Below are 11,868 nucleotides of genomic sequence, written 5' to 3'. Positions count from 1 at the left end.
GTCATCGTTCCGGCTGTGCCGCTTCTCGGAAAGGCCTGACAATCCAGTGCGCAGATCAATAAAGGCGGCAGCATCGGCACATCACTGCTGTCACGCTGTCATCACCCTGAATTGCATCGAACTGCGATCCAATTGCCAAGATGAGCCCTCGCGAGACCATCCCATTTCGTTGCGATTTACGGAAACGGCGTGCGTTCGCGAAGCGCCACGCTTTGCCGCACGCCGATCATGTTCCTTCAAGATCACAAGCATGTTATCAAAAGTACTGGAGGTGGCTCTTGCATCAGGTAAGGCACAGACGAGGATCGGCGGTCGCGTTTGTCGCGGCGGCCGTGCTCGTCCTGCAATCCTTCCTGACGGCGTGGGCTGCCGGCGCGATGCCGGTGACACCGATGCTGGATGCGTTCGGCAATCCGCTCTGCATCACCAGCGTCGACCATGACGGCGACGTGCCCCGCGACGACCATTCGAAGCTGCCGGACTGCTGCACCTTCGGCTGTAATCTGGCGTCGCCTTTGCATGCGGCGGAGCCGGCCCAGGGCGTCGGCCTGCTGAAGCCGCTGTCTTCGACCGATGTCCGGTTCCACGTTCACAAGACGTTTCACATCCAGAGCCCGGACCATGATCCGGGCAGTTCTCGCGCTCCCCCTCTGACGACCTGATCCGACCGGCGTCGCGCTCTCGCGTACGCCGATTCCCGTCAGATTCCGCCTGCGCGCTTGCCGCGCCGGGCGACCGTGGAGCATGCAATTATGCGCAATTCCATTCGCGATGCCGCGCGCGTCGCTTTCAACACCTATCCGCTTTCCCGCTTTCGTTCGTTCGAGGAACGGCTGGGCATCGCCGGCTTCATGCTGATGCTGCTGTTCGCCCTGTGCCAGCCGCTTTGGGCGCACGAGTTCAAAGCCGGCGACATCGAAGTCGTCCATCCCTGGTCGCGCGCCACGCCGGCCGGCGCAAAGGTCGCAGCCGGCTATCTTGCTATCAAGAATGCCGGTTCGCAGGCCGATCGGCTCGTGTCCGCAACCGGCGAGATCGCCGGCAGGGTCGAGATCCATGAGATGGCCGTCGACGACAAGGGCGTCATGACCATGCGGCCGCTGGCAAATGGTCTGGAGATTCCAGCCGGGGGCGAGGCCGAACTGAAGCCCGGCGGTTTCCACATCATGTTCCTGGACCTGAAGCAGGACGTGAAGGAAGGCGAGACCTTCAAGGGGTCTCTAACCTTCGAGAAGGCCGGCACTGTCGACGTCGAATTCGCCGTCGAGGCGATGGGCGGCAAGTCGGGGCATGACGGTCATGGCGGCTGAGGCAAGCGTGTGGCGGCGCAGGCTGGCCATCTCCGCGACGCTGGCTGCCGTCGCGCTCCTCGTGGCCATCGTCGTCTACGCCTTCGCAGCGGGCGGCAGGGACTTTGTGTCCGTGGCTTCCGTCAAGATCGGCGGGCCGTTCACGCTCACCACGCAGTCAGGCACGAAACTTTCGGACTCGGACCTGAAGGGAGAACCGTTCGCGCTCTTCTTCGGCTTCACCCATTGCCCGGAGGTCTGCCCGACGACGCTGTGGGAGATGTCGGAAGCGCTGAAGGCGCTCGGCCCGGATGCCGACAAGCTCAAAGTGCTGTTCATCTCGATCGATCCTACACGCGACGATCCCGAGGCGCTGGCCCTGTATCTTCAGTCCTTCGATCCCCCGGATCGTCGGCCTGACGGGAAGCGAGGAGGAGATCGGGACTGTTGCCGCATCCTATCGCGCCTACTGGCGCAAGGTGCCAACCGGGGACGGCGACTACACGATGGACCACACCGCCTCGATCTACCTGATGGATGCGGACGGAGAGTTTACAAGCACCATCAGCTACGATGAACACGCCGATATGCGCCTCGCCAAGCTGAAGAAGCTGCTCGCCGGGGGCGTATCATGAGGGGCGGCCATCCCCTGAACGTGCTGGCCCGGACATTCTTCGCCGGCGCGTTGGCCGGCTTTGTCTTCCTCATCGGGGCCTCGGCCGCCTCGCCGGAAGCTGCGGCGGCATTGCTCGACCTGTATCGTGACGGCATCGACGTGAAGGACGCGCTCGTGTTCGCCTGGCTGTTTGGCCATGCCGCGATCCTGATCCACCACATTTTGCCCGGCATCGCGCGCGTTTGAGCGCGCACAACGACAACGGCCGCGCCTGCCGCGACCGTGAATCCCAATCCGGATCGAGCACGACGCCAGATCCGTCAAACCCTGCCGGCGGGGGATGCCGGCACACCAAGGAGAGAGCCCATGTTGAAGAAACTCATGCTTGCCGCCGCCGCTGTCGGCCTCACCGCCAGCACAGCATTCGCCCACGTCACATTGGAGAAGAACGAGGCCCCGGTCGGCTCGACCTACAAGGCCGTGCTGCGCGTGCCCCATGGCTGCGAGGGCAAGTCGACCAATGTCGTGCGGGTGAAGCTGCCGCAAGGCTACTACGCCGTGAAGCCGATGCCGAAGCCGGGCTGGACGCTGGCGAAGGTGATCGGGAAGTACGAGAAGCCCTACAACAACCACGGCACGGAGATGACCGAGGGCGTCACCGAGGTCGTGTGGAGCGGCGGCAAGCTGCTCGACGATGAGTATGACGAGTTCGTTGTGCGCGGCTCGCTCGGCGCGGACCTTGAAGTCGGCAGTACACTTCACTTCCTGGTCGTACAGGAATGCCCTGATGGGGCTGCGGAACGCTGGATCGAGATTCCGGCCGAAGGCCAGTCGGTCGACGATCTCGAAATGCCTGCGCCCGGCCTCAAGCTGCTCGAAAAGACCGGCGGCCATTGATCGACCGACGGCGGCGCATCGTTGCGGTGCGCTGCCGTCGGGCATTGGAGGAACGACATGACGCCTGCATTCCCGCTTCGCCTGCATCGCTGTATCAGACTGCTGGCGCTCGCGATTCTCGCGACACTAATCCACGCGGGCGCGGCATGGGCGCATGCGTCGCTGAACGCGAGCCAACCGGCGGACGGCGCAGTGGTGGAGGCAGCGCCGCAGTCCTATTCGCTGACCTTCAGCGAGCCGGTCTCGCCGCTCTCGTTGCAGCTGGTGCAGCCGGATGGCTCGGCCGTCCAACTCGATCGCTTCGCGGTCAAGGGCAACAGCGTCGAGATAGAAGCCCCGCCAAACCTCGGCCGCGGCACGCATGTGCTGACTTGGCGCGCCGTATCGGCTGACGGTCATCCGGTCGGAGGCTCTGTCGTCTTCTCGATCGGCGAAGCGAGTGCGCAGGCGCCGGTCGTCGAGGAAGAAATCGACTGGACGGTGCGGGGCTGGCTGGGGACCAGCAAGGTCGCGCTCTATGTCGGCCTCTTCATCGGGATTGGCGGCGTCTTCGCCCGGCGCATTCTGATGCCCGATGCCGATGCCGCAGATCGCGTCATCATCATCGCTCTCGCTGTCGGCGCTATGGGCGCTATCGTCTCGCTCGGCTTCCAGGGACTGGACGCGCTCGGCGCTCAGGCCGGCCGCCTGGCAGAGCCGGTCATCTGGATGACGGGCTTCGGGACAAGTTACGGCCCTACTATCGTCACTGCCCTCATTGCCTTCTTGTTGGCGGGCGGCGCGCTCGCCCTGAACGGGTTTGCCGCGAAATTGGCCGCTCTTGCCGCATGGCTACTGGCCGGCATCGCCCTTGCGCTATCGGGCCATGCGAGCGCTGCCTCGCCGCAATGGCTGATGCGACCGGCGGTGTTCCTGCATGTCGTTGCCATCGCGATTTGGATCGGCGCGCTCGCCCCACTGGGGCTGGCCTTGCGCCACACTCGGCCCGGCGCACTCGAGGCGCTACGACGCTTCTCGCGCGCGATTCCGCTCATCGTCGCCGCGCTCATCCTGGCTGGCATCGTTCTGGCCGTGGTTCAGCTCCAGCAGCCGGCGGCGCTGCTCGATACCGCTTACGGGCAGGTCTTCCTTGTGAAACTGGCGCTGCTCGTCGGCCTGTTTCTGCTCGCCGCCGCCAATCGCTGGTTCCTGACCGCCCAGACCGAAGCCGGCGATACTTCCGCGACACGTCGTCTTGTACGCTCCATCGCGACGGAAACGCTCGTCGTTCTTCTGATCTTCGGCGTAGCGGCAGCATGGCGCTTCACACCACCGCCCCGCGCACTGGCCGCTGCCGCAGCCGCGCCAGCGGCGACGCATATTCATACCGCTCAGGTGATGGCGGATCTGGCCGTGACGCCCGGCCGCGCTGGTCCGGTCAGCGTGTCTGCCATGATCATGACAGGTGAGTTCGGACCCCTCGACGCGAAGGAAGTCACCTTCGTCTTCTCCAATCCGGACGCCGGCATCGAACCGTTCCGACGGAAGGCCGAGAAGCATGGAGACGGCACATGGCGGGTAGACGGCATTACCCTACCGCTGCCAGGCGCATGGACCGTGCGCGTCGACGTGCTGATCAGCGACTTCGAGATGGCAAAGCTCGAAGGCCGGATCGTGATCAGGCCCTGATGCGGACAAGCCGGCATGAGGCCGTACCACTTATATGAATCAGCACGGGCTTGCATCCCGCGCCATGTTCAGTTGGAAGTGGCGTCGGCAGCCTCTGGCACATAGATCATGCGGCCGTCGTTGAGCCGGTAGGTGATGCCGGCACGCACGCCTTCGCCCTCGCCGATCTTTCCGCTTGATTCGTAACGCGTCAGTTCCTGGCCGTCCTTGATGGTGATGCGCATGTCCTGCTCACCGGGGTTTTCTACCACGGTAACTTTTTGCGACGAGAACGGATTGAGCGGATTGGTGACGATGACGATCATCAATACGCCGATCACGACCAGGAACAGGTCGATCAGGTTGACCACCGAGAGGATCGGATCGTCGGCGTCGTCGTGATCTAGGAAGCGCATCAGCCGGTCTCCCTCGCACGCTCGACCGCGCGCAGTTCCTCGAGCAGCCAGCGACGGCGGATGGTCAGCACGAAGAAGGTGATGCTGGCGGCGACGAGCGCGAGGATCACGGCGGAGAAGGCGACGGCAAGGTTTTCGCCGACTGATTTCGCGTCGCCGCGGCTCAGGCCCAGAAGTGCTGGACCCATCGGGATCATGGTCGCGACCAGCCCCAGCATCGGCGCGGTTCGAGAGACGATCCGCAGCCATTCCAGCCGCTTCATGATCGAAAGTTCGATATCATCTGAATGAAGGCCCTCCGTGAGCGCGGTGCGACGGCTGCCGCGCCAGCGCTGCACGGCCTCGGCCAGAAACATGCCGAGCGCGACGAAAGCATAGGTAAGCGCCAGGCCGATCAGCAGCAGGATGGGAAAAAGGAAAAGGCGGGAGGCCTCATAGAGGCTGAATTCGAGACTGTTCATGGAAATCCGATGGAATGGTCAAGGGTTGCTGTGGCGGGCATTCGCGCGCCACTGAATGCCGGCGCCGAGCAGGATAAGGCCGAGCATGAGGGAGAGGGCGACCCACGGCCGCCAGTCGTCCTGTGGCTCGCTGGGAGACTGCACCTCTTCGAGCACCTGTCCCTGAACGGATTGCGCGGTGGCGGTGGAAGCAGTACTTGCATCCTCGGGTGCGTCGATCGGTGCTTGGGCATCGGCTTCTGTGGTGACGGCTGCAGCTAGACCGAAGCCCACTGCCATCTCCTCTACAAAGGCTTGCGTAGCATCCTTGCCGACATGCACCTCGTGCTGCGAGGCGAGCTCCTGCCAGCGTTCGACCAATTGCCGGCGGGTTTCCTCCGCAGCATCCCAATAACCCTTGCGGATCGCTTCGACCATGCGCTCCATGAGTTGGGCCTGCGCGGTCGGATTGTGCGCCTCGAAGAAAGCATTGATGTCGAGGTCGTGTGCATCCACCACATAGGTGTCGAACATGGCCTGCCACTGATCGGCCCGAACGGTCGAAGGATCGACGGCCTGCCAGCCGAAGAGGTTGTTGACGGCATTAAGCATTTCCAGCGTGCCGCCATAGCCTTCCGCCTTCATGCCTTCGATCCAGTGCGGATTGAGATAGCGCACGCGCATTTCGTCGGAGAGGAAGCGCGCCAGTGAGGTAGTTTTCGTCGTGGCCGCGTTGCGCAGGTCCGAGATGTAGAGGGACGGCGCCTTACCGTCGAGATGGCGGATCGCCAGCGACAGACCGCCGAGGAACTCGAACGGATGGTCGGTGGATAGCACGCCGTGCAGGTTGGACGAACGTGACATGATCGCCGCCTGTGAGCCTTTCAACTGCTCCGAGAAGAGATTGCCGGCCTGCGAAACGGTGCCCCACGTGTGCGCGCCATAGGCGAACTGCGTGCTCTCCAGGAAGCGTTCCGCCAGTGCTGAGTCGTCGTCCCAGGTGGTGGAAGCGAGCGCCATGTGCGGAAGGCCCGTGCCGTAGTTACCAGGCTCATTCGAGAAAATGCGCAAGCTGGCCTGTTCCCGAGCCTCCTTTCGCGAAAGCCCCCTTTCTTCCAGTATGGCGGCGATGCGGGCGCTGTTGGCGGCGATCGGATTGTTCTCCTCATCCAGCGCGGTGATGCGCTCGATGGCGTCGGCCAGAAGCCGCATGAAGCTGTCGAACTGGTCGCGATAGACGCTCGTCACCTGCACGACGGCATCGATGCGCGGCCGGCCGAGGTCTTTCGCCGGGACGATCTCAAGTTCACGCACGCGTCCGCCTTCATCCCAGACCGGCCGTAGCCCCAGCGCGTGCAGCACCTGCGCCTCGGTGACGCCGAGGTGGCGGATCGCTTCGGACGACCACAGGCTGAAAGCGATCTTCTGCGGGACGGCGCCGGCATTGTCCTCGCGGAACGCGGCAAGGAGCTGTTCGAAGGCTTCGCCGCCAGCCTCGAAAGCGGCCTTTGTCGGGATCCGGTCGGCCTCGAAGGCATACAAGTTCTTTCCGCTCTTCACGTCCGGATTGCGGATCGGGTCGCCGCCCGACCCCGGCGCGACGAAACGGCCTTCGAGCCCGGCGAGCAGCGCCTTGATCTCGCCCGGCGCGGAAAGGTTGGCGTCCAGCGCATCGGCGCGTTCCAGCAGTTCCTGCAACGGTTTGCCGAGCGCGGATCGATCCGCTCCCTCATGCAGATACTTCCGGAGGGTGACGAAGGGTGGTGTCTCCTTCAGCTTGCCGAAGTCGTCGACGAACAGTTCATCGCCGCCGCTGCCGACTTCTTCGTAGAAGGTCTGGCCGAGCTGCTGCATCACGGTCGCAAGCCGGTGGTCCGGGTCGGAAGAGTTCCCGAAATCGTGCAGGCCGAGCGGCATCGCCGTCCGGGCTAGCTCGTGCAGGTGATCGTGAAGGACGGAGAGAAAGGCATCGAAATCGGCCCGGGCGGCTTCCTCGCTCCAACCGAGATCGGCATTCATATTGGCGGCGACGGCAGCATCCGCGATCTCCTTCTCGGTCTTCTCGCGCACCGGGCCCTCGTCGAGCTGGACGTATTCGTGGACGAGATGGTGGATGTCGCGCAGCCCGTCATAAAGACCCGAGGGCGCGAAGGGCGGTGTCTGATGGCTGACGGTGACGGCGCGGCCGCGCCGCCTTGCCTGCAAGGCCTCGCCCACATTGTCCTGGATATAGGGATAGAAGACCGGAATGTCGCTGACCGCCAGGAACGGATCGTCGTCGGCCGCCAGCCCTCGGTCCTTGCCCGGCAGCCATTCCTGCGTGCCGTGCGTTCCGAGATGAATGATGGCGTCGGCCCCCGCTTGTTCGCGCAGATAGAGATAGGCGGCCAGGTAGAGATGGTCGGGCGGGGCGTATGTGTCATGATAATGGGCGCCAAGGATTTCGCCGCGCGGCATTTGCGGCATGATGATGAGCTTGCCGCGCTTCAGGCGCGGAATGATGAAGCTCGGCATGCCATCTACCTCCCGCACGGCCCAGTGCTTGCCTGGCTCGCCGCCATGGGAGAAGGCATGGCGCTTTGCCGGCGGCAGCGCGTTCACCCAACGCTCATAGTTGGCGACCGGGAAGGCTTCGGCGAGGTTGCGCTCGAGAAGGTCATCGAGCGGCACGGAGCGGTAGAGACCGCCGAGCATTGCCTGCGCGGCGTCGATCATCTCGTGCTCGGACAGGGGCGGCACGTCGTATCCGGCCCCGTCGAGCGCCCGCGTGATGTTCTCTATGCTCGCCGGCACGTTGAGGTTGGAAGCACCAAGGTTCTTCTCGCCGGCCGGATAGTTCCAGAATAGCATGGCAAGATGCTTGTCAGAGGCGGGCTTACGACGAAGCGCAACCAACTTCGTGAGCTTTCCGACGAGTGCATTGATCTGCCCGGACAGCGGAACCTCGGCGCCGTCCTCAACCGCCGTCAGCACCGTCGGGTCGATCATGCCCCAGCCTTCCGGTACCGCGAGAAAGACGGCGGTCGTACGAGCCGGAATGCCGGACGTTGCCGCCGCCCATTCCTTCACTCCGCCCTCACGAAAGCCGACAGTCTGGATAACGGGAATGTCGAGATCGAGGAACTCGGCGCTGCGCGCTTCGCCGTTCATCATGTGGGTGAGATTGACGAGCACGTCGAGCCGTGCGGGCCGCGCGATCTTCGACAGGCCCTCCGCGTCCCTGCTGTCGAACCAGAATATCACGGGTATCAGCCCGGCCGCTTCGGCACGCTCTACGAGCGCCTCCAGAAGTGTGGTCTGCATATCGCCGATCGCGCCGGAGCCGGTGACGAAACCCACCCGGCCCGCTGCGTTGCGCCAGCGGTCCTCGCCCCATGCGAGATAGGCATCGATCGTTTCGAAAACGTGCGGGGCGTCGGGGTGCCAGAAGCCGGTCTCGGGCGAGCGCTCGACCGGGGGTAGGGCGGACAGATCGCCGCCCTGCTTCCATGTCCGCACGCCCGTGAAGAAGTTGCGGAAATTCCGGACCCCGCCGGCGGCATAATAGGCCGCAAGCGTCCTGGCATCGGCGGACTCGACGGCGGTCGAGGCGGGCGGGCCGCCGCCGATCGTGATGCTGGCGACCCCGGAGGACGCAAGCCGGTCGCCCAGAGCCGTTCCCACCCGGGCGCGGTCGCCGGGACGCGGCACGTCGAGGATCACGAGATCGGCGTCCGCGAGCCATTCGTCGGGCGACGAGGCGGAGGTCTCGACATGGACGGAGTCGAGCCGCACACCGGCCTCGGCCGCGATCGGCTCCAGCGTGCGGAACTTCTCCGGCAGCACGAAACTGCTCGTCAGGACTCTGACAAGTGGCCGGTCATCGAGCTTGGGGCTCTGCGCAAAGGCGGGCTGTGCCAGGAGCGCAAGAGCGATAAGGAAAAAGGCGACCACACGCATGCCTAGAACTTCGCCGTCAAGCCGAGGAAATAGTGCAGCCCCTCATCAGCGAAAGCATACTCCCCGTTCTCATCTGCAAGCCGCACATCGGTGATGTTCTCGACCCCGAACTGAAGCGTTGTATGTTCGTTGAAGGCGTAATCGCCATAGACCGAGACCATTGTATAGGCAGGCCGTTTCCCTCTCACATCGACGCCACGGATCGACTCGACATAATCCTGCGAGCCGACATAGTTTACGCGGAGCGAGGTGGTGAGATTTTCCAGCGGTGTCCAGGCGAGTGTCGCGTTGGCCGCATGGCGCGAGCGGTCCGGCAGCCGTTCCCCCGTCATTCTGTCGACTGGATCAAGGAAAGTGTAGTTCGCATCGAGCCGCAGGTTCCACGGCAGTTCGACGCCGCCGCCGATTTCGACACCGCGAATGCGCGCCTTGTTGATGTTCCGATAGGTCCATTCCGGCCGCGGCCCAGTACCAGGACGGCCACCGCAATTGACCACGCAGCTTGCCTGAATGAGGTTCTCGAGATCGTTCTGGAAGATCATGGCGCGAGCCGACCAGATGTCCTGGCTGTACTCGAGACCGGCTTCGAAGGAGAGGTTCGTTTCGGGCTTGAGATCCGGATTGCCGACGATGTCGAAAGCGCCGCCACCGCCTACGGCCCGGTAATCAGGCGAGAGTTGCTTGAGCGTCGGCGCCTTGAAGCCCGTGCCGACGCCTGCCTTGAATGTCAGAGCATCGTTGAAATGATGCAGCAGATAGGCTCGCGGGCTCGCATGCCATCCGAAATCCACATGATGGTCGAACCGGCTGCCGACCACCAGCTCCCAGCGATCGCCGAAGGCAATCTCATCCTGGATGAAGGTGGCGTAGTGCATCTGCTCCGCGCTTCCCGCGCCGTTGACAGTCGGATCCTTCAACCGCTCCTGCCGTACCTCGCCGCCGATCGTGAACTTGTGTCCCTCGAAGGGTGAGAAGCTGACCTGTCCATCGCCCACCGTGTCGATGAACTTGTGCGGTCCCGACGCCGGGGCACCGTCGCTCCGCCGGTTCTCGCGGTCCAGGATCGAACTGTAGAGGCGCACGCGGCTGCTGCCCCAATCCCAATTACCTTCATGCGAAAGCGAGACGCGCTGCCGCCAGATGTCGTTCTCCGAGCGGTAGTAGGTCGGGAAGGCGCCCGAGCCCTGATTGCCGCTCCAGCGCTCCTCGAAACCGGCACCGTAGGACAGGTCGATGCGCTGGCGCTCGTCCGGCGTCCAGGTCAATGTCGCATTGCCCATGAACGCCTTCTCGTCGCCAAGGGACGAGACGCGCTCATTGCTAGGCGATGCCAGTTCGGTGCGTCCCTTGAAGGCACCCCAGACATTCAGGCCAAGCACGCCAGGAATGATGGTACCACCGGCATAACCGGAAAAATTGTAGCCGTTGCCGCCGAGACCGTGCTCGGTGAGCGCTCCGAAAGTCGAAAACGAGCCGCGCCATTCGTCGGTTGCGCGGCGCGTGATGATGTTGACCACCCCGCCCAGCGCCTCCGAACCATAGAGCGAGGACATAGGACCACGCACCACCTCGATCCGCTCAATGGCTTCCGCCGGAACCCAACCCAGTTCGTAGTCGGAATGGGCGACGGCCGATGCCGAATTGCTAACCCGCATGCCATCGACCAGCACCAGGCTATGGTCCGGCTGCATGCCGCGAATGGAAATGCCGCGTCGTCCGAGTCCGATGCCGGTGAGCTGCACCCCGGGTGTGCTCTCGATGGCGCTGGCGAGATCGCGGACCGGCCGTTCGCGCAGTTCCTCGCCGGTCACCACCGTCACACTTGCCGGTGCGTCCTTCAGGAATCGCTCGCCAGAAGTTGCGGTGATCACGATCGGATCAAGCATGGTGGTGGTTTCGTTGGCCGACTGCGCAAAACCTGTCGCGGGAAGGGATACGGAAGCAGCAAGAAGGAGCGAGCGGGGTTGCAAAAGGCGGTGACAGTTCATCATTGACCCCTTGATGTTATGTCGAGAGCATGCAGTTTGCGGCGATATGTTATAACATAACTACACTCGAGAGTAACGTTATGCAAGGTCGGATGAGTGAATTTTCACAAGAGCAGCGACGCGCGCGAGTTGTCGCCGGAGGCCTGATTTCAACCAGGCTTGTTACCGATCTGTGGGCTAACTGACGTTCACCTGTATGCGGAATCTCGTCGTGGCTGTCCGCTTCCCGCCTTTTTGTATAGGGTCATCACCCTCTATGAACCGCGATGAGCTGCCAGAAGAGATCATGTGCCGTCCTTAAGAAATGCTGCTATATCTCTACTTCAAGCGATTGTCGGTATCGGTAGTTGCAGGCCCCCGCAACCATCTTTACTTGCGAAGACCCCGCCCTCGAGGCGGGGTTTTGCGTTTGTACAGAAATCGTAAGGATTCCAGCGAGATCGCCCTGAACGTCGATTTCCACTTTGCCCGCGACCGGCGTCAGCACAATCTGATCTACATGTTATAATCATCCTTCCATGCTTTGATCTCGGTGCGTGCCTGAGAGTCTAACCGAAAATTAAGTTGAGCGATTTCATGGGTTTATGATTCTCTGTGGTTTACCAAGACTACGGAGGATCAGATGGCCTGGACTGA

At 63.0% G+C, this 11,868-nt stretch carries 10 protein-coding genes and 1 pseudogene; 7 read left to right on the top strand and 4 right to left on the bottom strand.

Annotated features, from left to right (window positions below):
* Nucleotides 1–278 precede the first annotated feature (278 nt).
* From C7374_RS16280 to C7374_RS13825, 7 genes and pseudogenes are all read left to right on the top strand, one after another.
* A complete protein-coding gene (locus C7374_RS16280; protein ID WP_210205140.1) occupies nucleotides 279–662 on the top strand; it encodes a hypothetical protein in 384 nt (127 codons plus the stop codon).
* Between the two features lie 90 nt (nucleotides 663–752).
* Nucleotides 753–1,310: a copper chaperone PCu(A)C gene (locus C7374_RS13845; RefSeq protein WP_111576221.1), complete on the top strand. Its 558-nt coding sequence runs from the start codon at nucleotides 753–755 to the stop codon at nucleotides 1,308–1,310.
* A pseudogene (locus C7374_RS16540) lies at nucleotides 1,291–1,638 on the top strand (SCO family protein); the annotation flags it as partial. The gene C7374_RS13845 and the pseudogene C7374_RS16540, both read left to right, overlap by 20 nt.
* Nucleotides 1,601–1,924 carry an SCO family protein gene (locus tag C7374_RS16535; RefSeq protein ID WP_342634730.1) on the top strand — a complete coding sequence of 108 codons (324 nt, stop codon included), beginning with the start codon at nucleotides 1,601–1,603 and terminating at the stop codon, nucleotides 1,922–1,924. The pseudogene C7374_RS16540 and the gene C7374_RS16535, both read left to right, overlap by 38 nt.
* Nucleotides 1,921–2,151, top strand: coding sequence for a hypothetical protein (locus C7374_RS13835; RefSeq protein ID WP_111576220.1), 231 nt, complete (start codon nucleotides 1,921–1,923; stop codon nucleotides 2,149–2,151). The genes C7374_RS16535 and C7374_RS13835 overlap by 4 nt, the downstream gene beginning before the upstream one ends.
* Nucleotides 2,152–2,271: 120 nt before the next feature.
* Entirely contained in the window at nucleotides 2,272–2,802 is a 531-nt protein-coding gene (locus C7374_RS13830; protein WP_111576219.1) for a YcnI family copper-binding membrane protein, read from the top strand.
* Nucleotides 2,803–2,859: 57 nt separating this feature from the next.
* On the top strand, nucleotides 2,860–4,470 hold the full coding sequence (locus tag C7374_RS13825) for a copper resistance CopC/CopD family protein (protein WP_111576218.1): 1,611 nt from the start codon (nucleotides 2,860–2,862) through the stop codon (nucleotides 4,468–4,470).
* A 68-nt stretch (nucleotides 4,471–4,538) separates the two neighbouring features.
* On the opposite strand, the gene C7374_RS13820 is transcribed toward C7374_RS13825, so the two are convergent.
* Genes C7374_RS13820 through C7374_RS13805 form a run of 4 tightly spaced genes read right to left on the bottom strand, consistent with a single transcriptional unit; the run spans nucleotide 4,539 to nucleotide 11,232 of the window.
* Nucleotides 4,539–4,865 (bottom strand): DUF2149 domain-containing protein, encoded by a 327-nt coding sequence (locus C7374_RS13820; protein ID WP_111576217.1) that lies wholly within the window; start codon nucleotides 4,863–4,865, stop codon nucleotides 4,539–4,541.
* Entirely contained in the window at nucleotides 4,865–5,326 is a 462-nt protein-coding gene (locus C7374_RS13815) for a MotA/TolQ/ExbB proton channel family protein (protein WP_111576216.1), read from the bottom strand. Before C7374_RS13815 ends, C7374_RS13820 begins: the two co-directional genes overlap by 1 nt.
* An 18-nt stretch (nucleotides 5,327–5,344) precedes the next feature.
* Complete coding sequence (gene cobN / locus C7374_RS13810; RefSeq protein WP_111576215.1) at nucleotides 5,345–9,244, bottom strand: cobaltochelatase subunit CobN; 3,900 nt, start codon at nucleotides 9,242–9,244, stop codon at nucleotides 5,345–5,347.
* Nucleotides 9,245–9,246: 2 nt separating this feature from the next.
* Nucleotides 9,247–11,232: a TonB-dependent receptor domain-containing protein gene (locus C7374_RS13805; protein WP_210205139.1), complete on the bottom strand. Its 1,986-nt coding sequence runs from the start codon at nucleotides 11,230–11,232 to the stop codon at nucleotides 9,247–9,249.
* Nucleotides 11,233–11,868 lie beyond the last annotated feature (636 nt).

The sequence above is a fragment of the Falsochrobactrum ovis genome (genome assembly GCF_003259955.1).
Taxonomy (GTDB): domain Bacteria; phylum Pseudomonadota; class Alphaproteobacteria; order Rhizobiales; family Rhizobiaceae; genus Brucella; species Brucella ovis_A.
Note: the sequence above shows the minus strand (reverse complement) of the source record. Positions and strands in the feature narration are given on the sequence as shown.

Excerpts from the sequence above, each read along its gene's own strand:
- C7374_RS13830 (WP_111576219.1), top strand. The coding sequence starts at position 2,272 with ATGTTGAAGAAACTCATGCTTGCCGCCGCCGCTGTCGGCCTCACCGCC.
- C7374_RS13825 (WP_111576218.1), top strand. The coding sequence starts at position 2,860 with ATGACGCCTGCATTCCCGCTTCGCCTGCATCGCTGTATCAGACTGCTG.
- C7374_RS13815 (WP_111576216.1), bottom strand. The coding sequence starts at position 5,326 with ATGAACAGTCTCGAATTCAGCCTCTATGAGGCCTCCCGCCTTTTCCTT.
- C7374_RS13835 (WP_111576220.1), top strand. The coding sequence starts at position 1,921 with ATGAGGGGCGGCCATCCCCTGAACGTGCTGGCCCGGACATTCTTCGCC.
- C7374_RS13805 (WP_210205139.1), bottom strand. The coding sequence starts at position 11,232 with ATGAACTGTCACCGCCTTTTGCAACCCCGCTCGCTCCTTCTTGCTGCT.
- cobN (WP_111576215.1), bottom strand. The coding sequence starts at position 9,244 with ATGCGTGTGGTCGCCTTTTTCCTTATCGCTCTTGCGCTCCTGGCACAG.
- C7374_RS16535 (WP_342634730.1), top strand. The coding sequence starts at position 1,601 with ATGCCGACAAGCTCAAAGTGCTGTTCATCTCGATCGATCCTACACGCG.
- C7374_RS13845 (WP_111576221.1), top strand. The coding sequence starts at position 753 with ATGCGCAATTCCATTCGCGATGCCGCGCGCGTCGCTTTCAACACCTAT.
- C7374_RS13820 (WP_111576217.1), bottom strand. The coding sequence starts at position 4,865 with ATGCGCTTCCTAGATCACGACGACGCCGACGATCCGATCCTCTCGGTG.